Source organism: Pseudomonas sp. NPDC087185 (assembly GCF_044744955.1).
Taxonomy (GTDB): Bacteria; Pseudomonadota; Gammaproteobacteria; order Pseudomonadales; family Pseudomonadaceae; genus Aquipseudomonas.
This window is the reverse complement of record NZ_JBIUZK010000004.1, coordinates 333,487-354,978: the sequence shown is the minus strand read 5'-3', so window position 1 is coordinate 354,978 and position 21,492 is coordinate 333,487. Positions and strand designations below refer to the sequence as shown.

General features: G+C 64.4%; 26 protein-coding genes. 12 read left to right on the top strand and 14 right to left on the bottom strand.

Annotated features, from left to right (window positions below):
• Positions 1-77: 77 nt before the first annotated feature.
• The 3 genes from sutA to glnK form a co-directional block, all read right to left on the bottom strand.
• Entirely contained in the window at positions 78-407 is a 330-nt protein-coding gene (gene sutA / locus ACIPIJ_RS16225; protein WP_023632536.1) for a transcriptional regulator SutA, read from the bottom strand.
• Positions 408-836: 429 nt separating this feature from the next.
• The gene (locus ACIPIJ_RS16220) at positions 837-2,168 is read right to left on the bottom strand and encodes an ammonium transporter (RefSeq protein ID WP_401078263.1); all 1,332 of its coding nucleotides are present in this window, start codon (positions 2,166-2,168) and stop codon (positions 837-839) included.
• 47 nt (positions 2,169-2,215) lie between these two features.
• Positions 2,216-2,554 (bottom strand): P-II family nitrogen regulator, encoded by a 339-nt coding sequence (gene glnK, locus ACIPIJ_RS16215; RefSeq protein ID WP_002555808.1) that lies wholly within the window; start codon positions 2,552-2,554, stop codon positions 2,216-2,218.
• Between the two features lie 364 nt (positions 2,555-2,918).
• On the opposite strand from glnK, the gene ACIPIJ_RS16210 reads away from it, so the two are divergent.
• On the top strand, positions 2,919-3,182 hold the full coding sequence (locus ACIPIJ_RS16210) for an accessory factor UbiK family protein (RefSeq protein ID WP_401078262.1): 264 nt from the start codon (positions 2,919-2,921) through the stop codon (positions 3,180-3,182).
• A gap of 69 nt (positions 3,183-3,251) precedes the next feature.
• Here ACIPIJ_RS16210 and ACIPIJ_RS16205 read toward each other — a convergent pair whose 3' ends face one another.
• The 4 genes from ACIPIJ_RS16205 to flgA all read right to left on the bottom strand — a co-directional run bounded on the left by ACIPIJ_RS16205 (position 3,252) and on the right by flgA (position 7,015).
• Positions 3,252-5,279 carry a DUF4034 domain-containing protein gene (locus ACIPIJ_RS16205; protein WP_401078259.1) on the bottom strand — a complete coding sequence of 676 codons (2,028 nt, stop codon included), beginning with the start codon at positions 5,277-5,279 and terminating at the stop codon, positions 3,252-3,254.
• Positions 5,280-5,462: 183 nt separating this feature from the next.
• The gene (locus ACIPIJ_RS16200) at positions 5,463-5,894 is read right to left on the bottom strand and encodes a flagella synthesis protein FlgN (RefSeq protein WP_401078258.1); all 432 of its coding nucleotides are present in this window, start codon (positions 5,892-5,894) and stop codon (positions 5,463-5,465) included.
• Between the two features lie 39 nt (positions 5,895-5,933).
• Positions 5,934-6,230 carry a flagellar biosynthesis anti-sigma factor FlgM gene (locus ACIPIJ_RS16195; RefSeq protein WP_401078256.1) on the bottom strand — a complete coding sequence of 99 codons (297 nt, stop codon included), beginning with the start codon at positions 6,228-6,230 and terminating at the stop codon, positions 5,934-5,936.
• Between the two features lie 86 nt (positions 6,231-6,316).
• Entirely contained in the window at positions 6,317-7,015 is a 699-nt protein-coding gene (gene flgA, locus ACIPIJ_RS16190; RefSeq protein WP_401078253.1) for a flagellar basal body P-ring formation chaperone FlgA, read from the bottom strand.
• Positions 7,016-7,177: 162 nt separating this feature from the next.
• On the opposite strand from flgA, the gene flgB reads away from it, so the two are divergent.
• The 11 genes from flgB to flgL all read left to right on the top strand — a co-directional run bounded on the left by flgB (position 7,178) and on the right by flgL (position 17,106).
• Positions 7,178-7,585, top strand: a complete 408-nt coding sequence (flgB, locus tag ACIPIJ_RS16185; protein ID WP_401078250.1) for a flagellar basal body rod protein FlgB — start codon at positions 7,178-7,180, stop codon at positions 7,583-7,585.
• Between the two features lie 15 nt (positions 7,586-7,600).
• Positions 7,601-8,008, top strand: a complete 408-nt coding sequence (gene flgC, locus ACIPIJ_RS16180; RefSeq protein ID WP_401078248.1) for a flagellar basal body rod protein FlgC — start codon at positions 7,601-7,603, stop codon at positions 8,006-8,008.
• Positions 8,009-8,011: 3 nt separating this feature from the next.
• Complete coding sequence (locus ACIPIJ_RS16175) at positions 8,012-8,689, top strand: flagellar hook assembly protein FlgD (RefSeq protein ID WP_401078245.1); 678 nt, start codon at positions 8,012-8,014, stop codon at positions 8,687-8,689.
• A 22-nt stretch (positions 8,690-8,711) separates the two neighbouring features.
• Positions 8,712-9,860, top strand: coding sequence for a flagellar hook protein FlgE (gene flgE / locus ACIPIJ_RS16170; protein ID WP_401078243.1), 1,149 nt, complete (start codon positions 8,712-8,714; stop codon positions 9,858-9,860).
• Positions 9,861-9,864: 4 nt separating this feature from the next.
• Positions 9,865-10,620 (top strand): flagellar basal body rod protein FlgF, encoded by a 756-nt coding sequence (locus tag ACIPIJ_RS16165; RefSeq protein WP_401078241.1) that lies wholly within the window; start codon positions 9,865-9,867, stop codon positions 10,618-10,620.
• Between the two features lie 33 nt (positions 10,621-10,653).
• Positions 10,654-11,436: a flagellar basal-body rod protein FlgG gene (gene flgG / locus ACIPIJ_RS16160; RefSeq protein ID WP_401078238.1), complete on the top strand. Its 783-nt coding sequence runs from the start codon at positions 10,654-10,656 to the stop codon at positions 11,434-11,436.
• 5 nt (positions 11,437-11,441) lie between these two features.
• A complete protein-coding gene (locus ACIPIJ_RS16155; RefSeq protein WP_401078236.1) occupies positions 11,442-12,125 on the top strand; it encodes a flagellar basal body L-ring protein FlgH in 684 nt (227 codons plus the stop codon).
• A gap of 10 nt (positions 12,126-12,135) precedes the next feature.
• Positions 12,136-13,260: a flagellar basal body P-ring protein FlgI gene (locus tag ACIPIJ_RS16150; RefSeq protein ID WP_401078233.1), complete on the top strand. Its 1,125-nt coding sequence runs from the start codon at positions 12,136-12,138 to the stop codon at positions 13,258-13,260.
• A complete protein-coding gene (gene flgJ, locus ACIPIJ_RS16145) occupies positions 13,260-14,171 on the top strand; it encodes a flagellar assembly peptidoglycan hydrolase FlgJ (protein ID WP_401078231.1) in 912 nt (303 codons plus the stop codon). Before ACIPIJ_RS16150 ends, flgJ begins: the two co-directional genes overlap by 1 nt.
• A gap of 107 nt (positions 14,172-14,278) precedes the next feature.
• On the top strand, positions 14,279-15,889 hold the full coding sequence (flgK, locus tag ACIPIJ_RS16140; protein WP_401078228.1) for a flagellar hook-associated protein FlgK: 1,611 nt from the start codon (positions 14,279-14,281) through the stop codon (positions 15,887-15,889).
• Between the two features lie 20 nt (positions 15,890-15,909).
• Entirely contained in the window at positions 15,910-17,106 is a 1,197-nt protein-coding gene (gene flgL / locus ACIPIJ_RS16135) for a flagellar hook-associated protein FlgL (protein WP_401078226.1), read from the top strand.
• A 50-nt stretch (positions 17,107-17,156) separates the two neighbouring features.
• Here flgL and fliR read toward each other — a convergent pair whose 3' ends face one another.
• From fliR to ACIPIJ_RS16100, 7 genes are read right to left on the bottom strand one after another with little or no spacing between them, the layout of a single operon-like run.
• The gene (fliR, locus tag ACIPIJ_RS16130; RefSeq protein ID WP_401078223.1) at positions 17,157-17,945 is read right to left on the bottom strand and encodes a flagellar biosynthetic protein FliR; all 789 of its coding nucleotides are present in this window, start codon (positions 17,943-17,945) and stop codon (positions 17,157-17,159) included.
• Between the two features lie 6 nt (positions 17,946-17,951).
• Positions 17,952-18,221, bottom strand: coding sequence for a flagellar biosynthesis protein FliQ (gene fliQ / locus ACIPIJ_RS16125; protein WP_401078221.1), 270 nt, complete (start codon positions 18,219-18,221; stop codon positions 17,952-17,954).
• Positions 18,222-18,240: 19 nt separating this feature from the next.
• A complete protein-coding gene (gene fliP, locus ACIPIJ_RS16120) occupies positions 18,241-18,990 on the bottom strand; it encodes a flagellar type III secretion system pore protein FliP (protein ID WP_401078219.1) in 750 nt (249 codons plus the stop codon).
• Positions 18,987-19,403 (bottom strand): flagellar biosynthetic protein FliO, encoded by a 417-nt coding sequence (fliO, locus tag ACIPIJ_RS16115; protein WP_401078216.1) that lies wholly within the window; start codon positions 19,401-19,403, stop codon positions 18,987-18,989. Before fliO ends, fliP begins: the two co-directional genes overlap by 4 nt.
• Positions 19,400-19,864: a flagellar motor switch protein FliN gene (gene fliN, locus ACIPIJ_RS16110; protein WP_401078214.1), complete on the bottom strand. Its 465-nt coding sequence runs from the start codon at positions 19,862-19,864 to the stop codon at positions 19,400-19,402. Before fliN ends, fliO begins: the two co-directional genes overlap by 4 nt.
• Positions 19,857-20,936 (bottom strand): flagellar motor switch protein FliM, encoded by a 1,080-nt coding sequence (fliM, locus tag ACIPIJ_RS16105; RefSeq protein WP_401078212.1) that lies wholly within the window; start codon positions 20,934-20,936, stop codon positions 19,857-19,859. Before fliM ends, fliN begins: the two co-directional genes overlap by 8 nt.
• Before the next feature lie 3 nt (positions 20,937-20,939).
• Positions 20,940-21,404, bottom strand: a complete 465-nt coding sequence (locus ACIPIJ_RS16100) for a flagellar basal body-associated FliL family protein (protein WP_401078209.1) — start codon at positions 21,402-21,404, stop codon at positions 20,940-20,942.
• Positions 21,405-21,492: the final 88 nt, after the last annotated feature.

Here is a 21,492-nt window from a genome sequence, read left to right as displayed (position 1 = left end):
TCGCCAGCACCGGCAGTGCAAAAACCAATAGCCACAAAAAAGCCCGCAGCGACGGCGGGCTTTTTGTTTTCAGCCACTCAGATAGGGCGGCTGCCGTACTTGTTGTCCGGCTTCTTGGGCGGGTCGGCGACCACGTTGGCCTCGACTTCCTGCACCTTGCCACCGCGCGAAAGAAACTCTTCCATCGCCTTGGCCAGGGCATCACGCTCTTTCTGCTTGGCTTCCATGCTCGGCATCTCGTCTACCGAGACAGCCGCCTTGGATTTGCCCTTGGCAGCCGGTGCCGGGCTGCTGTCGTCATCGCCAGCATCTTCTGCACCATCGTCAGCCGCCGCTTCGAGGCCGTCATCAGCCTCGTCTTCGTCGCCTACTTCGAGGTCATCATTTTCCAGATCGTCGTCGCTCATGTTCTACCTCATGACTTGCGAAAAGCAGGTTAGTTATAGACCAGTGCAGCCGTAGACCGGCAGCCACCAGTGAAAATTCAACTGGCCGTGGGTTAGGCCACTGCCCTTGGGTCGGCGCTCCTGATGGGAGGCGGCACCCAGCAGGCCCTGCTCCTGGCAGGGCCTGACAAATCCTTTAGCCCCTGCTGGCCACACGCTATTGGCAAGCCTAGCAAAGGCTGAGCGAGCGTGCGGACATCTCGTCCTACACCCCTCGGCGCGCATTCTAGCGCGCCCGTAGAAAAAGCAAAGCTCCATAAACGCCTTGCTTGTTGTAAGTTTTTGTCCTGCGTCGCGAACGTGAGTGATAAACCGTTTGCTCTGCGGGAAATCGCAAAAAACAGGCAAAAAAATGCCCGGCAAGCCGGGCAAATTTTTCCAGCGTCGCAGTTACAGGTTGTAGCCGCGTTCGTTGTGTTGAGCCAGGTCGAGGCCGACCGACTCTTCTTCTTCGTTGACCCGCAGGCCCATCACCACATCCAGCACCTTGAGGATCACGTAGGTGACGATGGCGGTGTAGACCACGGTGAAAATCACGCCCTTGGCCTGGATCCAGACCTGCGCACCGATATCGGTGACCGCGCCGAACCCGCCCAGCGCCGGTGCCGCGAACACACCGGTGAGGATGGCGCCGATGATGCCGCCGATGCCGTGCACGCCGAAGGCATCCAGGGAGTCGTCATAACCCAGCTTGCGCTTGAGGGTAGTGGCGCAGAAGTAGCAGATCACACCCGAGGCCAGGCCGATCACCAGGGCGCCCATCGGGCCCACGGTGCCCGCGGCCGGGGTGATGGCCACCAGGCCGGCGACCACACCCGAGGCGATGCCCAGGGCGCTCGGCTTGCCGTGGCCGATCCACTCGGCGAACATCCAGCCCAGCGCAGCGGCGGCGGTGGCGATCTGGGTCACCAGCATGGCCATGCCTGCGGTGCCGTTGGCAGCTGCGGCGGAGCCTGCGTTGAAGCCGAACCAGCCGATCCACAGCATGGCCGCACCCATCAGGGTGTAACCCAGGTTGTGCGGGGCCATTGGCGTGGTCGGGTAGCCCTTGCGCTTGCCCAGCACCAGGCAGCAGACCAGGCCTGCGATACCGGCGTTGATGTGCACCACGGTGCCGCCAGCGAAGTCGAGCACGCCCCAGTCCCACATCAGCGCGCCGTCACCGCTCCAGACCATGTGCGCGATCGGTGCGTAGACCAGGGTGAACCAGATGCCCATGAACACCAGCATCGCGGAGAACTTCATGCGCTCGGCGAAGGCACCGACGATCAGCGCCGGGGTGATGATGGCGAAGGTCATCTGGAAGGTAATGAAGACCGCTTCAGGGAACAGTGCGGTGGCCGAGGTCAGGCCCTCTGGCGTGACGCCGCTGAGGAAGGCCTTGGAGAAGCCGCCAACGAAGGAATTGAAGTTGAGCACGCCCTTTTCCATACCGGTGGTATCGAAGGCCATGCTATAGCCGTAAACGACCCACAGGATGCTCATCAAGCCAGTGATGGCGAAGCACTGCATCATCACCGAAAGCACGTTCTTGGAACGCACCATGCCGCCGTAGAACAGGGCCAGGCCCGGGATGGTCATGAACAGCACCAGCGCCGTTGCGGTCAGCATCCAGGCGGTGTCACCGGAGTTCAGCGCTGGGGCAGCCTCCTCTGCCAGGGCAAGGCCCGGCATTACGAGGGACAATAGGGCTCCTAGCCCTGCGATCTTACGCAGAGTCATGTTGTTTTCTCCTGGGGCGTTGGGTTTGGTGAGGCTTTGTTTGGCGCTTAGATCGCGTCGGTATCGGTTTCGCCGGTACGGATGCGGATTGCCTGCTCCAGATTCACCACGAAGATCTTGCCGTCACCGATCTTGCCGGTGTTGGCCGCCTTGGTGATGGCTTCGATCACTCGATCGAGGTCTTTGTCGTCGATGGCGACGTCGATCTTCACCTTGGGCAGGAAGTCGACCACGTATTCCGCACCGCGATACAGCTCGGTGTGGCCCTTCTGCCGGCCGAAGCCTTTGACTTCGGTGACGGTAATGCCCTGCACGCCGATTTCCGACAGCGACTCGCGCACGTCGTCCAGCTTGAACGGCTTGATGATGGCTGTGACTAGCTTCATGAAACTCTCTCCCGATTTGGTGGACTTGCCCCAGGAAAACAAACCCGTTTCAAGTCTAAGCGCAGCGGTTGGCTTTGTAACGCGTCGTCGGCATCCGGCTCCGCGTGCGCACTGCCTGGTCACAAGGAACTGCATCAGTGCATGGCTCGTACAGGTCTTTGCAGAAACCTTGCCAGTTCCGTTAAAGCCCCGGAAAACAGCGCGTTGCATCAAAGAGTCAGGATTGGCCAGTCGCCAGTATCGAAAAGATGCACAGCTTTGGTGCGCAACAGTGCACGCCGCTGCTCGAAAAATGTGCAACCGGCCAGGAAACGGCGCCGTGGTACACTGCCGGCCATTTCCCATCAGCCGTGGATAGCCGATCATGCTCGCGCCCAAAGCCCTTCTCGACGCCCTGAGCGACCAGGCCTCGCGCCTGTTCAGCGGCGACACCGCCCAGCCCCGCGCCGAACTGGAAAGCCAGTTCAAGGTGCTGATGCAAGGCGCCTTCAGCAAGCTGGACCTGGTCAGCCGTGAAGAATTCGACAGCCAGATGGTCGTGCTGGCCCGCACCCGCGCGCGCCTGGAAGCCCTGGAGAAACAGGTCGCAGAGCTGGAAGCCCGGATGGCGCCAGCGACACAGGAATAACCCTCTCCAACGGGTCGCCCATCATCCTCGGCGCCGCAGCCTGAACCTGAGACGGCTGCGGCGCTGCGCTCAGGCAGAGGCCCGCAGCCGATCAGGCGCCTGGCTGCTCACCTTGGGCGGCAGCTCGCTGGCGTGCAGGTCGCCGCGGAACAGCGACGCGCTGCACACCGTGAACAAGGTCTTGAACAAGTTGTGCGAGTTGCGGATTTCGGCTTGTATGCCTTCAACCGCCGCATCTCCCGGCAGCAACGCCACCGCACGGCTGACCCATTCGATGGCAGCGAAACGGCTCTGCTTGCGCGTGCCCTGCCCATGCATCCAGGCCAGGCCGAGTTCGGCGCAGGCACGCCCGGCGATGCCACAATCCGGGTAGGCGACCAGGTCGAGCAGGTAGGCGACCGCTTCTGCGCGCTCCCGAGGGTCGCCGAACTTGCGTTGCAGCATGGCCACCTGCAAGCGGGCGTGGGCATCCAGCTCTTCGTTACCCAGGCAATCGAGCAGCAAACGCCTCACCGCGAGCATTGCACTGCGCTCACTCAGGGCTTCGAAACCCCGCATGCGTTGGCAGGCCAGGTCGTACTTGGCCATCTGGCTGCCAGACTCGGCAGCACGCAACAACCAATGCTCCGCTGCCTCGGCATCCACGTAGGGGGCTGGCGTGTCCTCCAGCCGGCCGCAGTGCAGCGCGTAAAGCGAGGCGGCGGCATCCGGCAGCTTCCATTCGGCGCATTGCTTGTAAAGGAAGTAGGCGGCTTGGTACTGCTTCGCAGCCCATAGCAGGCGCGGTACCTCAAGCACGTCAAAACCCAGCCCCTCACGCCCATACTGGCGCTTGACCGCCGCGTGCAACCAGCTTTGCGCCTGCTCGGCGCACTGGCTGAAACCCCAGAGCCCGAACTGGTGCCCCGCTGCCCGCAATGCACAGGCCGCCGCTTGCCTGCGGTTGTCGCACAAACGCTCGATGGCGGTACGAAACGCGTCGGTAGGGTCTTGCACGCCATGAAAAAGCACGAGGCAGACAAAACTGTGGAATGGCTCACCGATGGCCGGGACAAAGCCCTGATCAGGATAAAGCTCGACACTGCTGGCGAAGTCACGCATCGCCTCTGGGTAATCCTGCAGCGAACAGCAGCGAAACGCCGCACGTCTTGCGAGCAAGGTGGCGCGCTCCCTCGGCCTGAGCGGGCGTCGCGCCCAGTCCTCGAAGGCCCGCTGCCAGCCTGCAATCTGCTGCGGCTGATCGGCCGATGGCAGCCAGAACTGGTCTTCGAGTGCCAGCCAGCGGATCGCATTACGCTGCATTTCATTCCAGCCTTGGCACAACGGGCCGTTGGCCACGGCCTCGATGGCTGCATAGCTACCGCCCCAACGGGGCGTCAGGTAGCTGGCATACGCCTCGATCGCCTCGAAACAACCGGGGAACCAGGCCAGTGCGTGCCGCAGCCAGTAACCCTCGGCATCCTCCTGCACGGCGCCCAAGCGCGTGCTCAAGGAAACGGGCAGTGCCTGCGGCAGCTCGACCAGCGGGGCCAGGCTGTACCTGACCAGCAGCGGTGCTGCGGCCTCTTGCACTTCGACATCGGCATGCGCGCTCGGCCGGAAACGCGCTGGCTGGCCCTGAAACAACTCGACCAGCCACCCGGGCTCACGGAAATGCGCGCTGATCTGCAACAGGCCGATGGCCGCCGCCACAGGCTGCGGGCAACGCTCCATGGCCCGCAGGAAGTGCGCTGCGGCCATCTCGCAGGCTTGTTCTGCAGCCAACCAGCGCGCCTCGCAGACTTCACTGGCAGCCAGCGCCCCGCGGATGTGGCAAGCCCGGTTGAAACAGTGAAACCCCATGGCCACCTGCGGGTGATAGGCCTTCGGGCAGGCGTCGATCCAGGCCTTGAGGCGCTGGGTCAGGGCCTTGCTGCCGTCGACGTCCCAATCGATCAGCATGTGCCCCTGAACCGCCTCCATATAGGCCGGGCACTCCCCTGGCGGCGCTTGCTGCCAATGCGCCTGGAGGGTATCGAAGAAACGGTTGAGTTCAGCGAACTCATTGGCCTGCACCCGTTCACGGATCTGCTGGCGGGTACGAGTGAGCGTTTGCACGGGCAGTACCTTAAGTCCATTTGTAGGGGCCGGGTTGCCATCCGATGGCAACGGCAGTCACGCTTGAACACTAAGCCATAGCTTTGCTTGGCGCAAAGAAATTGGATCCACTATTTGTCAGATTGTATGAAATCGCAGGGAAAATCCCTGACCTGAAAAACAAGGACGCACGTGCATTGCGCATCACGCCAAGCCAGGCACCGGGCGGCCATTGGGGCCATACAGCCGGTCTGCGGTAATCCGGTCGAGGAAATCGAGAATCTGCTGGTTACCTTTCAGGCGCACATCCAGCGCCTCACCGTTGACCCGGTTCAGTGCCCGGGCACGCAACGCCGACTGGCGCAAGCGCCGCCAGGCACTCAGGCAGTCGGCGTCCCGCGCCGCCCGTAATGCGCCTTGCCGCCCTGGGCCATAGCCAAGCTTCAATTGCGCAGCGGCGCGCATCGCCTCCAATTGCTCCAGGCGCAGCAACGCCGCCTGTTTACCGGCGACCAATTCGCGCAAACGCTCGGCATCCACTCGCCCTTGGGCCAGGGCCAGGCGCTCCTGTTCAAGCAACTGCAGCAGTTGCTCGACCACCCGTTGCTGCACATCGAGGTGCCTGCCCAGGCTCATAGGCCCCTCGCGTTCAAGGCTGCCCCGGCGGGCAAGCGTTCATGTCGGTTCACTGCCGAGCATTTCCTTCATGTCTGCAATTAGGCTGTCATAGATAGCCTGCGCGTCGACCTGCAGGCTGCCATCAGCGATGGACTGGCGCACAGCGGCGACCTTTTCCAGGTCGACGTCCGCCGCCGGGTCCGTCGGGTTGAGGTCGCTGATCTGCGAAATCTGCATGGCGTCTTCGGCCTGGGTATCCAGGCCCTGCGACGCGACCCGCGGTGCAGCGCTGCCCGCCAGGCTGGCATCGGCCGAAGGAGGGAGGTGGGTGAGCGAGGAGCTTGTGATATTCACGATAGAGGCTTCGTTGGCTGTGATGGGAACACTATCGGCATGCGAACGGGGCACCTTTGGCCGGCGATAGGTTTTCGTCGAAAAAATCAGTAGCGCAGCAGCAATTCGTTGTTGCCAACGACCTGGGCATCGAGCATCCGGCCGTCGCTGCCCTGCACCCGCACCCGGCTGCCCAGGCCACCGTTGTCCAGCGCCTTGCCGTTGCGGCTGAGGCTGAACCCCGCACCCTGTGCGCGCAACACCACGGGGTGGTTGCGCTCCACCAGCCAGCGCTCGCGCACGCCTTTGAGCGCCAGCACCGCGCCGGCTTCCACAGCACGGGCAGCTTGCCGTCCCACCAGTTGGTCGGCACACAACGCACTGCCGTTGGGCAGCTCGTGCAACGGCCCGCGTCGGCTGATCAGCATGCTGGCCTGGACGACTTCACCCGCTTCTATCTTGCGGGCGCTGACCACATAAGTGCCGACTGCGCCCACCATCACCTGCAGGTAACCGAGCACACCTTCCTGATCGACACAGCGCACACCGACCGCCACCCGCCCAACCGGCAGCCGCCGCGGGTGCACCAGGTAGGGCCGCGGTTCGGCACAAGCGCTGATCCGTGCAGCCGGCTGGCCGATGTCCAGCTGGGTGAGGCGGCTGCCCGTCGGCAGGCGCGGCTGTATCAACTGCCGCACCCGAGCGTCCAGCACCTCGCCCTGAGCCAGCGCGGCGCAGCCGTGGAACACGCACAGCAGCATGCCCAACAACCGGCAGATGCGCGCAAACGGAAATAGTCCGGCCATCGCAGAGGCGCCCCTTGAAGAGTTTCAGGCGCAGCATTCTAGGCAGCTCAGCCGCAACGCAAAGCTCGAATTGCTCGCCAAATAGCGGTCTGTTCCGGCCTTTGCCCGGTGTGCGTCGCCACTACTCTGCACGCCGTTCAACAGAGGGCACGGGCTGCGGGCATGATCGACAAACTCGACAACGAGCTGCGCTTTGCGCAAGACGCCATGAGCTTGCGCGCGGAGCGCCAGCAAGTGCTGGCCAACAATATCGCCAACGCCGACACCCCCAACTACCGCGCGCGGGACTTCGATTTCGCCAGCGAACTGGCCAGCTCGCTGAGCCAGGGCCGGCTGCGCAACCTGTCACTGGCCACCACCTCGGACCGCCACCTGCGCGCCGCCAGCGCCGGCAATTCGGTGCACGAGCTGCTGTACCGCGTGCCCGACCAGCCCAGCCTCGATGGCAACACCGTGGACATGGACCGCGAACGCGCACAGTTCGCCGACAACAGCGTCCGCTACCAGGCCAGCCTGACCTTCCTGAACAACCGCCTGCAGTCGCTGAAAAACGCGATGCAGTCCGAATAACCCGGGGATTACCGCATGTCCATGTTCAGTATTTTCGATATCGCCGGCTCCGCGCTCAGCGCTCAATCCGAGCGCATGAACGTGACCGCCAGCAACCTGGCCAACGCCGATACCACCAGTGGCCCCGACAACGAAGCCTATCGCGCCCGCCAGGTGGTGTTCGAAACCCAGTACCAGGACGGCAGCGACGTGGGCGGCGTGCGGGTAAGCCAGGTGATCGAGGACAGCTCGCCCATGCGCCAGGAGTACCGCCCCGGCGACCCGCTGGCCGACGCGTCAGGCTACGTGACCATGCCCAACGTCGAGCCGGTGGGCGAAATGGTCAACATGATTTCCGCCTCGCGCTCCTACCAGGCCAACGTCGAAGTCATGGCCGCCAGCAAAGAACTGATGCTCAAGACCCTGACCCTCGGCGAGGCCTGACCCATGACCAGCACCATTGCAAGTTCGGTCCTCGCGACCATGAACAGCACCAGCAGCACCAGCGACAGCACCGCCTCCAGCGCTGACGAGCTGCAGGACCAGTTTCTCACCCTGCTCACCACTCAATTACAGAACCAGGACCCGACCGACCCGCTGGACAACAGCGAGATGGTCACCCAGCTGGCGCAGATCAGCACCATCAGCAGCATCGAGGAAGTGACCAGCACCCTGGAGGGCATCTCCGGCCAGATCAGCGCCGCCGAAACCCTGCAGGCCTCGGCACTGGTGGGCAATGGCGTGCTGATAGAGGGCGACACCATCCAGGTCGCCAGCGGCGTAGCCACCGCGTTCGGCGTCACCCTGGCCGACGATGCCGACAGCGTCACCCTCAACATTGCCGACAGCAGCGGCACCGTGGTTGCCACCCTCGATGCCGGCGACATGAGCGCCGGCACCCAGACCCTGTACTGGGATGGCGTGCAGGACGACGGCAGCACCGCCGCCGATGGCAGTTACACCTTCACGGTGAACGCGTCCAGCGACGACGCCAGCGTGACGGCGACCGCACTGAAATACGCCCTGGTCACCGGCGTGACCACCGACAGCAGCAACGAGGTAGCCCTCGACCTGGGTGGCGTCAACGACAACGTTGGCCTCGGCGACATCAAGCTGGTGCTTTGACCCCTCATCACGGAGAACAACCATGGGCTTTTCCCAAGCGCTCAGTGGCCTGACCGCCGCATCCACCGACCTTGAGGTCGTCAGCAACAACATCTCCAACTCGCAGACCGTGGGTTTCAAGAGCTCCACGGTGCAGTTCGCCGACGTCTACTCGGGTGCCGACGTGGGCCTGGGCACCACGGTGTCGGGTGTGGTGCAGAACTTCGAGTCCGGCAGCCTGACCACCACCGACAACAGTCTGGACCTGGCCATCAACGGCGAAGGCTTCTTCACCTTCACCGATGGCACGCAGACCGTCTACTCGCGCAACGGCCAGCTGACCCTGACGGCCGACGGCTACCTGGTGAACTCGGCAGGCGACCAGCTGCTCGGCGCCAATGGCGTGATCCAGATCCCTACCAGCGGCATGCAGGCCAGCGCCAGTACCGAGCTGGATGCCGAGCTGAACCTCGATGCCAGCGAAGACATCATCACCGACACCTTCGATGCCACCGATGCGTCGACCTATTCCTACTCCACCACCGCCACGGTCTACGACTCGCTCGGCAACAGCCACACCTCGACGCTGTACTTCAGCAAAACGGCGGAAAACACCTGGGAAGTGCACAACGCCATCGATGGCAACCTGCTGAGCGAAAGCCAAACGGTGACGTTCAGTTCCAGCGGCCTGATCACCAGCGGCGATACCGGCACCTATACCTACGACCCGGCCAACGGCGCCGCGACGATGTCGATTGCGCTGGACCTGACCGGCACCACGCAGTTCGGCAACGACTCCGAGGTGTCGAGCATTGCCCAGAATGGTTACACCTCGGGCAGCCTGATCAGCTTCACCATCGACGATACCGGCACGGTGATCGCCACCTACTCCAACGACCAGACCCAGGAAATCGACCAGATCCAGCTGGCCACCTTCGCCAACGAGAACGGCCTGCAGGCCAATGGTGACAATACCTGGCTGGCCACCACGGCCTCCGGCCAGGCGCTGCTGGGTGTGGCAGGCAGCGGGTCGCTGGGCTCGATCCTCAGCGGTACCACCGAGGACTCCAACGTCGACCTCACCGCCGAACTGGTCAACCTGATCATCGCCCAGCGCACCTTCCAGGCCAACGCCAAGTCGGTGACCGCGCAGAGCGAAGTGCTGCAACAAGCCGTGAACATCGGGTCCTGACGCCATGGACCGGATGCTCTTCACCGCCATGAGCGGGGCCAACCAGGCGCTCGAGCAGCAAGCCGTGGTGGCCAACAACCTGGCCAACATCGTGACGCCCGGTTTCCGCGCGCAGCTGGTGCAGATGCAAGCCGCCCCGGTGGCCGGCGAAGGCCTGCCGACGCGAGTTTCGGTCAGTGCCACCGGGGTGGGAGTGGACTGGAGCGAAGGCCCCGTCACCCACACCGACCGCAACCTCGACGTGGCCCTGGGCGAAGACACCCTGCTGGCGGTGCAGACTGCCAACGGCGAAGAAGCCTATACCCGCCGCGGCGACCTGCAGGTGGACGGCAGCGGCGCCATGACTGTGGCTGGCCTGCCGGTTATCGGCGATGGCGGCCCCATCAGCGTACCGCTGGGCAGCGAGGTCAGCCTGGGCAGCGACGGCACCATCAGCGTTCGCGAGCAGGGTATGGAGCCGCGCGGCCTCAGCCCGGTCGGCAAGCTGAAGCTGGTCTCGGCGCCGCCGGGCACGTTGCAGTTGGGCACCGACGGGCTGTTCCGCCAAGCCCCAGACGCCAACGGCATGGCCCGCCCGCTGGAGGCCGACGACAGCCTGCGGGTAACGCCTGGGGCACTGGAGGGCAGCAACGTCAGCCCGACCGGCGCCATGGTGGCAATGATCGACAACGCCCGCCGCTACGAAATGCAGATGAAGGCCATCAGCGCCGCCGACGACAACGCCAAGAGCGCCAATCAGTTGCTCGCCCTGCAAGGCTGAGCCGGCACCGAATGAACAACAGGTAACCGACCGATGATCAGATCACTGTGGACTGCCAAGACCGGGCTTGAAGCCCAGCAAGGGCAGCTCGACGTAATCGCCAACAACCTGGCCAACGTCAGCACCAACGGCTTCAAACGCTCGCGGGCGGTGTTCGAGGATCTGGTCTACCAGAACGTGCGCCAACCCGGGGCCCAGAGCAGCACCGACACCCGCCTGCCTTCAGGTTTGCAGGTCGGCACCGGGGTGCGCCAGGTGGCCACCGAACGCCTGCACACCCAGGGCAACCTGGAACAGACCAGCAGCTCAAAAGACCTGGCCATCAATGGCCTGGGCTTCTTCGAGGTGGACATGCCCGACGGCTCGACCGCCTACACCCGCGATGGCAGCTTCCAGCTCGACGCCAACGGCGAGATGGTCAGCTCCAACGGCTATAAACTCACGGCGGGCATCACCATCCCGGCCAACGCCACGTCGATCTCCATCAGTACCGATGGCATCGTTTCGGTAACCCAGCCAGACAGCACCGCCTCGACCCAGGTGGGCCAGCTGAACCTGGCGCTGTTCGTCAACAATGCCGGCTTGCAGAGCATTGGCCAGAACCTGTACCTGGAAACCGACGCCTCGGGCGCCCCCACCGAAACCACGCCGGGCCTGAACGGCGGCGGCAGCCTCAGCCAGGGCTATGTCGAGACCTCCAACGTCAACGTGGTGGAAGAGATGGTCGGCATGATCCAGACCCAGCGCGCCTATGAAATCAACAGCAAGGCCGTCGAGACCTCCGACGAAATGCTGCAGCGCCTGACCCAGCTCTGATGGCCATGACCCCGCCCCGCCCCCTCGCCATCGGCTGCATCGCCGTGCTGCTGGCCGCTGCACTGTGCACATCGGGTTGCGCGCAACTGGTGCGCCAGCCCGTGGTGGCCGACGAATCCATGGAGGTTCCGGCCCTGCCCCAGCGCCTGGCCAACGGCTCGATCTATCAGGGCTGGCGCGGCGCGCAGCCGCTGTTCGAGGACCGCAGGCCGCGCATGGTCGGCGATACCCTGACGGTCAAGCTCAACGAACAGGTCAGCGCCAGCAAGACCTCGTCATCCAATGCCGACCGCAGTGGCAGCCTGGGCCTGGCGTTTTCCACCAGTTCCGACCGCGAGTCGAAGGTCGGCAACTACGGCGTCAATGCCTCGACCGACCATGAGTTCGCCGGCAGCGGCGGTTCCAAGGCCAACAATTCGTTCACCGGCACCCTCTCGGTGACCGTCATGGAGGTGCTGGCCAACGGCAACTTGCGCGTGCGCGGCGACAAACAGATCGCCATCAACCAGGGCAGCGAGTTCATCCGCTTCTCCGGCGTGGTCAACCCACGCTCGATCTCCGGGGACAACACCGTGCTGTCCAGCCAGGTATCCCTGGCGCGCATCGAGTACGTCGGCGAGGGCTATATCAACGAGGCGCAGCGCATGGGCTGGCTGCAACGCGTCATCCTCAACCTGTCACCTTTCTAGCGAGCGCACCATGGCCGACTCCCCGTTCACTTTCGGGCTGAAGCGCCTGCTGCTGGGCGCCTGCGCGCTACTGCTGGGCGCCAGCGCACAAGCTGAGCAAATCCGCGACATCGCCGATTTCGCCGGTATCCGCAGCAACAACCTGGTGGGCTACGGCCTGGTGGTCGGGCTCGACGGCAGCGGCGACCAGACCACCCAGAGCCCGTTTACCGAACAGGGCCTGACCAACATGCTGTCGCAGCTCGGCGTCACCTTGCCAGCCGACGCCAACATGCAGATGCGCAACATCGCCGCAGTGATCGTGACCGCCAACCTGCCACCGCTGACCCGCCCCGGCCAGCAGATCGACGTGGTCGTCTCGTCCATCGGCAACGCCCGCAGCCTGCGGGGCGGGACCTTGCTGATGACCCCGCTCAAAGGCGCCGACGGCGATGTCTATGCCATGGCCCAGGGCAACCTGCTGGTGGGCGGCGCCGGCGCTGCCGCCAATGGCAGCAGCGTGCAGATCAACCAGCTGGCGGGCGGGCGCATCAGCCGCGGTGCGGTGGTGGAAAACCGTGTCCCGCTCGACCTCGGCAGCCAGCACGGCCTGCTCGAACTGCAACTGCGCGAGCCCGACCCCGCCACCGCGCAGCGGGTGGTGTTCGCCATCAACAGCGAGATGCGCAGCACGGTGGCCTCTGCAGTGGACGGTGGCCTGGTGCAGATCCAGGGGCCGCTCTCGGCCAACGAACGGGTCAACTTCATGGCCCGGATCGACAGCATCGAGGTGCTGCCGATGCAGGCGCGGCCCAAAGTCATTCTCGACTCGCGCACCGGCTCGGTGGTACTCAACGGCTCGGTGAAGCTGTTCCGCGCCGCCGTGGCTCACGGCGACCTCTCGGTCACCATCGACACCACCAACAGTGTCAGCCAGCCCGGCGCCTTCAGCGGTGGGCAGACGGCCGGCACCGCCAACAGCGATATTTCCATCGAGACCCAGGCCCGTGCCCTGCACGTACTGGAAGGCAGCGCCGACCTGATGGACGTGGTCAAAGGCCTCAACGCCCTGGGCGCCACGCCACAGGACCTGATGGTGATTCTGCAGGCACTCAAGGCCGCCGGCTCGCTACGTGCCGAACTGGAGATCATCTGATGAGCATGGCAGACGGTGCGGCAGGCTTCGCATTCGATGTTCAGGGCTTGCAACGCTTGCGCAGTGAGGCCGGACGCGAGGGCGAAGCCGGCCTGAAGGAAGCGACGCGGCAGTTCGAGGCACTGTTCCTGCAGACGATGCTCAAGAGCATGCGTGCGGCCATCCCCAAGTCGGCGTTGTCCAACAATTCGCAGACCGAGCTGTACACCGAGATGCTCGACCAGCAATGGGCGCAGAGCCTGGCCGGGCGTGGCATGGGCCTGGCCGACCAGCTGACCCGCAGCCTGGCCGGCGGTGGCCTGGCCCACGAGCGCCCTGCCCCTGCCGGCGATTCCCCCTTCACCAGCCTGGCCCGGCAAACACCGGCATTCGATGCCTGGAAGCGCTATGAAGTGCGCGGTGAGGCGCCGGACCGCGCAAGCCATGTCGAAGACTTCGTGGCCCGCCTGGCGGGCCCGGCACGCCTGGCCGAACGCAGCAGCGGCGTACCCGCCGAGCTGATTCTCGCCCAGGCCGCACTGGAAACCGACTGGGGCCGGCGGCGCATCACCACCGCCGCCGGTGCCGACAGCCACAACCTGTTCGGCATCAAGGCCGGCGGGGGCTGGCAAGGCGAGACCACCGAGGTGCAGACCACCGAATACGTTGCAGGCCTGGCGCAGAAGCAGGTGGAACGCTTTCGCGTCTACCCCGATGCGCAGGCCGCCTTCGACGATTACGCCCATTTGATCGGTAGCCGGCCCGGCTACGCCGCCGCACGCAACGCCGCCAGCAGCGCCCAGGCGGCAGTGGCGCTGCAGCAAGGCGGCTACGCCACCGACCCACACTACGCCGACAAACTGATCGCGGTCATGGCCACCCTCGGCCCGCTGCCACCTGCGGGCCAGGTAGCGCTTGCCAACGAGCGCTAGGCCGGCCCACGTTCGCCAACGCTTTTGTGCAATCAACCACGGGCCAGCGCTCAAGATGCTCCGGCCCGAGGCCGATGTTGCGCAACATGTAGCCCAGGAGCTTATCGATGAGCATCACCTCCATTGGCGTCAGCGGCCTCACGGCGGCGCAGATCGCCCTTGCCACCAGCAGCAACAACACCACCAACGCCTACACCGACGGCTACACCCGCCAGGTCGCCACCTTCAGTGCGTCCACTGCGGGCAATGGCGTGCAGGTGTCCAGCGTCGACCGCCAGTACAATCAGTTCGTCACCACCCAACTCAACAGCTCCACCAGCGCCGAAAGCGCGCTGTCCACCTACCAGACCGAGATCGACCAGATCGACAGCCTGCTGGCCGACAGCGACGCCAGCCTGGACACGCTGCTGCAAAGCTTCTTCTCGGCGATCCAGACGCTGACTTCAGACGCCAGCGATACCGCCGCGCGCGAGGAAGTGGTGGGTGCGGCAGAAACCCTGGCCAGCCAGTTCAACCAGCTGGGCAGCTACCTGTCGGCCATGGCCGATGATGTGAACAACCAGATCGACGATCAAGTCACCCAGATCAACGACCTGAGCGCGCAGATCGCCACCCTCAACGGCCAGATCAGCCTGTCAGGGTCGCTCGGCAGCACCTCCAACGACCTGCTCGACCAGCGCGACCTGCTGGTGAGCCAGCTCAGCGAGCTGGTGGCCGTCGATGTCACCGTGCAGGACAACGGCAGCTACACGGTCGCCCTGAGCAATGGCCTGGCCCTGGTATCTGGGGGCGACAGCTTCGAGCTGGCCACCGAGGCGTCGGCCAGCGACCCCAGCGAAGCGTCGATCAGCTATGTCGATGCCGCCGGCAACAGCGTCACCCTGGGCGACAGCGTGCTCGACAGCGGCTCGCTCGGCGGCCTGCTGGAATTGCGCGACACCACCCTCGCCGACACTCAGAACCAGCTGGGCCTGATGGCCGTGTCGCTGGCCCAGGCCTTCAACACGTTGCAGGCCCAGGGCATCGACCTCAATGGCGACAGCGGCACGGCGTTCTTCTCGGTGGCCGACCCGCTGGTATACGGCAACACCGGCAATACCGGCGATGCCACCGTAAGCGCCAGCTTCAGCGACGATGTCAGCGCCCTTACGGCCAGTGACTACACCGTGACCTGGTCCGACAGCGAAGGCTTCACCGTCACCCGCAATGATACCGGCGCCAGCGTCGACGCCAGCTACGACAGCAGCAGCGCGACCCTGAGCTTCGCCGGCATGAACCTCACCGTCAGCGGCACCGCCGCGGATGGCGACAGCTTCCTGGTGCAGCCCACCCGCAGTGCCGCCAGCAGCTTCACCACATTGATCAGCGAAGGCGAGCAGATCGCCGCAGGCACTTCCAGCGGCAGCAGCGACAACACCAATGCCCTGGCGATGCTCGACCTGCAAACCAGCAACATCGTCGGTGGCAAGGCCACGCTCAGCGAAACCTATGCCTCGCTGGTGAGCGACGTGGGCAGCACCGCCACCCGCGTCGCCGCGCAGCTGGAAACCCAGTCGGCACTGACCGAGCAACTGACCACCCTGCAGCAGTCCGAATCGGGCGTGAACCTTGACGAAGAAGCGGCCAACCTCATCGTCTACCAGCAGTACTACCAGGCCTGCGCGAAGATCGTCGAAGTAGGCACTACCGTGCTCGACACCATCCTCGACATCAGCTGACAGCCAAAGGAGAGCCCGCCATGCGCCTGAGCAGTGCGACCATCTACAACCAGAACCTCAACTCCATGCTCGCCCAGCAAAGCGAGTACCAGCAGGCGGCCCTGGAGGTATCCAGCGGCACCCGCGTGGTCAACCCTTCGGATGACTCCCTGGCCGCCGCACAGGCAGTGACCGTGCGCCAGTCGATCGCGGCGAACGAGCAGTATGCCGACTCGCGCGCTGCCATTACCACCTCGCTGTCCCAGGAAGAAAGCACCCTGGACAGCATCAACGATGCCATCACCAGCGCCATGAGCCTGGTGGTGCAGGCCGGCAACGGCACCCTCAGCGACGCCGACCGCGAATCCCTCGCCACCTCGTTGCAGGGGATCTACGACACCCTGGTGACCCTGGCCAACAGCACCGACAGCAACGGTAACTACCTGTTTGCCGGCTACCAGAGCCAGAGCCCGGCGTTTGCCGAGGATGCCGATGGCGTGATGACCTACCAGGGTGATGACAGCGTGGTGTCGCAACAGGTCAGTGCCACCCAGAGCATGGCCAGTGGCGACAATGGCGCAAGCATCTTCCTGTCGGTCAGCAGCTCTGCCGGGTTCATCGCCGAGGCCGGTGACAACAGCGGCACCCTGACCTTCGATGGCCCGGACATCGCCGACAGCAGCGCGGCCAATTACGGCAGCGCGTTCACCCTGACGTTCAGCGTCGCCGACGATGGCAGCACCCAGTACAGCCTCGACGGCCAGGACCCGGTCGCCTACACCGACGGTGAGACGCTGGAAATCAATGGCCTGAACCTGACCCTCAGCGGCACGCCGGCAGCTGGTGACAGCCTGACGGTCAGCGCCGCCGCCGATGCCGACCCTGACGTGTTTGCCACGCTGCAGAACCTGATCACCACACTGCAGACACCGGTGGAGGATGCCTCCGACCAGGCGGCGCTGAGCAACACCTTGTCCACCGCCAGCCGCGAGCTGAGCAACGCCCAGGATAACGTGCTCACAGTACTGACCTCGGTGGGCACACGCCTCGGCCAAGTGGAAGTGCTGGATACCATCGGTGACGACCTGGCGCTCAGCTACACCGAGCGGCTATCCGGCCTGGTGGATGCCGACTACACCGAATCCATCTCGCGCTACGTGAGCCTTCAGGTGTCGATGCAGGCGGCCCAGCAGACCTTCGCCAGCGTGCAGCAGTTGTCGTTGTTCGAATACATCTGAACGCTTCACCTGCGCTCCCACAGGAAAGTGTGATGTTTTCGGAAGCGGTATCAGCCCTGCCCAAGCTGACCGATCAGGGCCTGCATGAACTGCAAGGCCTGCTGCAGCAGCGCGGCGAGGAACTGCCCGAGGTCGCCGACCAGTACCGTGAGCAGCAACATGCCGACGAACAGTGTCGCCGGGAAACCGACGGAGAACACCGTAAGCTGCGGGGCCACGCGGTTGAGGATGCCCATCGCCAGGTTGATGATCAGCAAGGCGCCGACCATGGGCAACGCCAGCAACAGGCCGGTGAGGAAAATACTGCCGCCGTGTCGCGCCAGCATGTTCCAGCCCTGCGGGTTGAAACTGAAACGGCCGATCGGCAGTTGCTCGAAGGTGGCGGCCAACAGCTCCAGCACCATCAGGTGCCCCCCCAGGGCGAGGAACATGAGGAGAGTCACCAGGCTGAGAAAACGCGACAGCACCTGGCTGTTGGTGCCGGTGTCGGCGGAAAAGAACGACGCGAAGGCCAGGCCCATCTGCATGCCGCAAATGTCACCCGCCATTTCCACCACTGCCAGGGCGATGCGCATGACCATGCCCAGCGACATGCCGATCAGCAACTGCTCGACGATCACCCCGAAGCCGGCCCAGGAAAACAGCGCGATGTCCGGCATCGGCGGCAGGTTGGGCGCTAGCAAGACCGCCAGCAACACGGCCAGCCCGACCTTCACCTGGCTGGGGACATTCTTGTGGCCCAGGATCGGGTCGCTCATGAAGAACCCCAGCAGCCTGCAGAACGGCCAGAAAAACGCGCTCAGCCACAACTGCAACTGGTCCCAGCCAACCTCGATCAAGGCCGCTCACCCCACCAGCGACGGCAAGCTGGTGAACAGCGCGCGGGTGTAATCCACCAGCATCTCCATCAGCATCGGCCCGGCGAGGATCAGCACCAGGCACACCCCGGCGATCTTGGGGATGAACGACAGGGTCGACTCGTTGATTTGCGTCGCGGCCTGGAACAGGCTCACCAGCAAGCCGATGCACAAGGTCACCAGCAGCAGCGGCGCGGCCACCGTCATGCTCATGCGCATGCCCTTGTAGGCCAGGTCCATCACCATTTCCGGGGTCATCAAGGCACTCCTCGCAGGCTCATACCGGGTAGAAACTCTGGGCCAGCGAGCCAAGCAGCAACTGCCAACCGTCCACCAGCACGAACAACATCAGCTTGAACGGCAGGGAAATGGTCGAGGGCGGCACCATCATCATGCCCAGGGCCATCAGCACACTGGCCACCAGCAAATCGATGATCAGGAATGGGATGAAGATGGTGAAGCCGGCCTGGAAGGCGGTTTTCAATTCGCTGGTGACGAATGCCGGCAGCAGCACGCGCATGGGTACATCTTCCGGCCCCTTGAGGTCAGCGATGCGCGCCAGGCGGGCATACAACGCCAGGTCGGTCTGGCGCGTCTGCGCCAGCATGAAGGTGCGAAACGGCTGGCTAGCCTCGTCGAGGAACTGCTCCACGCCCATCTGATCCTGGGAAAACGGCACCCAGGCCTTCTGGTAAGCCTGCTCCAGGGTCGGCGACATGACGAAGAAGGTCAGAAACAGCGCCAGCCCCAGCAACACCTGGTTGGGCGGGGCGCTGGTGGTGCCGATGGCGGTGCGCAGCAGGCCGAGCACAATGATGATACGGGTGAACCCGGTCATCATCAGCAGCACCGCTGGCAAGAAAGCCATGGCGCTGAGCAGCAGCAAGGTCTGCAGGCTCAGCGACCACTTCTCGCCACCGGCCTGGCCGGTGAACCCGGACAGCCCTTGCACCACCGGCGCCGCCTCGGCCACCGGCAACAGCGCCAGCAGCAGCAACGGCACCCAGGCCACCCGCGACGCCCTCATGCGCGCGGCTCCGGGTCGCGCGCACCACCTTGCTTCAGCGCATCCATCAGGCGCAGGGCAAAGCCACGTGCAGCGGGTTCGGCCGTGACCTCGGCGCTGGCCTGGGGCGCTTCGACATCAGACAGGCAGGCCACGTGCTGCGCCGTGACCCCGAGCACCAGCCAGCGCCCGCGCACCTCGACCACCACCACTTTCTCGCGTTGCCCCAGGCGCGTGCTGGCAACCACCTGCACCACCTTGTCGGGCGCTGAAGCGCGGGCGCCGAGGCGTGACACCAGCCAGCCGCACAGCAGCACACAGGCCATCACCAGCCCCAGCGCCAGCGCGGTCTTGCCCAACAGGCCCAAGCCGACCAGGTTGTCCGCCGGCACGCCGAGGCTGGCGGGTGCAGCAAACGTCGCGGCGGTACTCATCGGTTGAGCTTCTGCACGCGTTCGGACGGCGTGATGATTTCGGTGATGCGAATGCCATAGCGGTCATCCACCACCACCACTTCGCCCTGAGCGATCAGGTAGCTGTTGATCAGGATGTCCATGGGCTCGCCGGCCAGGCCGTCGAGGGCCAGCACCGAGCCTTGGGCCAGTTCGAGCAATTGCTTGATGGTGATGCGCGTGCGCCCCAGCTCGACGCTCAGCCTCACCGGGATGTCCATGATCATTTCCAGCTCGCGCGGCGACGCCAGCGCCGGTGCGGTGCCCAGCGGCTTGAAGACCACGCTGTCGGCCGGCTTGGCGACTGCGGCGGGCGCCACCTCGTGTTGCTCGGCCAAGGCCGAGGCCCAAGGGTCTTCGGCGTCGTCAGCGGCGCTTTGCTCGTTCAGGGCGCTGGCCCACTCGTCGTCTTCGCGCGGTTCGGGCGTGTTCGGGTCACTCATGATCGGGTTCCTTGGCTTTGGGCAGGTGGCCTTTGATGAAACGGCTGGAATTGGGCGACTTGCCGATGGAGTGATCGATCAACTCCTTCACCAGCAAGGCGCGGGCACCGTTGTAGCTACCGAACTCGCAGGTCATCACAGGCACACCGTCGACGCGCACCTTGACGCTGTCCGGCAGGTCGATGGGCAGCACATCACCCACTTTCAGTTCCATGACCTGCCCCAGCCGCGAACCGACCTCGACGAAGTCGGCAATCAGGTCGACCTGCGAGTGGCTGATCTCGTCGGCCATGCGCCGGTTCCACTGGCGCTCCTCTTCCGGGTTAGCGTCGGTCAGCGGGCCGCTGAGCAGCTGGCGCATCGGCTCGATCATCAGGTAGGGGATGACGATGTTGAAATCGCTCGAGAGGTTGCCGACCTCCAGGTGGAAGGTGGCATTGACCACGATTTCGTTGGGCGAGCCGGTGATGTTGGCGAACTTGGCCTGCATCTCCGAACGCAGGTAGTCGATCTCCAGCGGGTAGACCGACTTCCAGGCATCGCTGTAGGCATCCACCGTCAACCCGAGCAGGCGGCGGATGATGCGCAGCTCGGTGTTGGTGAACTCGCGCCCTTCGGACTTGGTGACGAAGCGGCCATCGCCGCCGAACAGGTTGTCGACCACCATGAACACCACGCTGGGCGGGAACACCACCAGGGCGGTACCACGCAGCGGCTTCATCGACAGCAGGTTGATGTTGGAGGGCATCGGCAAGTGCAGGGAAAAGTCGCTGAAGCTCTGGTAGCTGATGCCTTTGAAGGTGATGTCCACGTTGCGCCGGATCAGGTTGAACAGGCTCATGCGGAAATAGCGGGCGAAGCGGCCGTTGATGATGTCCAGGGTATGCAGGCGCTCCTGGATGACCCGGTGCTGGGTCGCTGGGTCGTAGCGGCGCACCTGCTCTTCGGGCACCTCGCTGCCCTCTGGAAATTCCAGGCCAGTGTCATCGTCGATACCGGAAGTATCCAGGTCATCGCCGCCGCGCAGCAGCATGTCGATCTCTTCTTGCGAGAGCATGTCGTTGGTGGGCATGGCTTATTGCACGATGAAGTCGGTGTAGAGCACACCCAGCAGCGCGACAGCGTGCTGGTCGGTACTCAGGGTGCTGCGCAGCAGCTCGAGGATGCGCGCCGCCAGGGCGTTTTTCCCCTCAGGGGTGGCAAGCTCGGTACTGTCCTGGCCGCTCAGCACCGTCAGCAACTGGCTGCGGATTCTCGGCATGTACAGTTCGAGCAGCTTGCGTGTGGCGTCGTCGCCGACTTCCAGGTTGAAGCCCACGTACAGCATGGTCGGCTCGTCATGCGGGTTGCGCAGGTTGACGGTCATCGGCGCGACGCTCACCAGCAGCGGTGCCTGCGGCACCACGGGCGCCGTGCGCGCCCCCTGGGTATGGGCCCGCTCACGCATCACGTAGGTGTACACACCCGCAGAACTGGCAGCGGCGGCGACCAGGGCCAATGGTATGAACCAGAGCCAGATTTTCTTGGTGGTAGTGGGCATGGACAGCTGCCTTGGGAATGGGAAAGCGTTGCGAAAGGGCGCAAGTATGCCCAGCCGGCGTCCGCCGCCATGGGCGGATTAGCGTGGG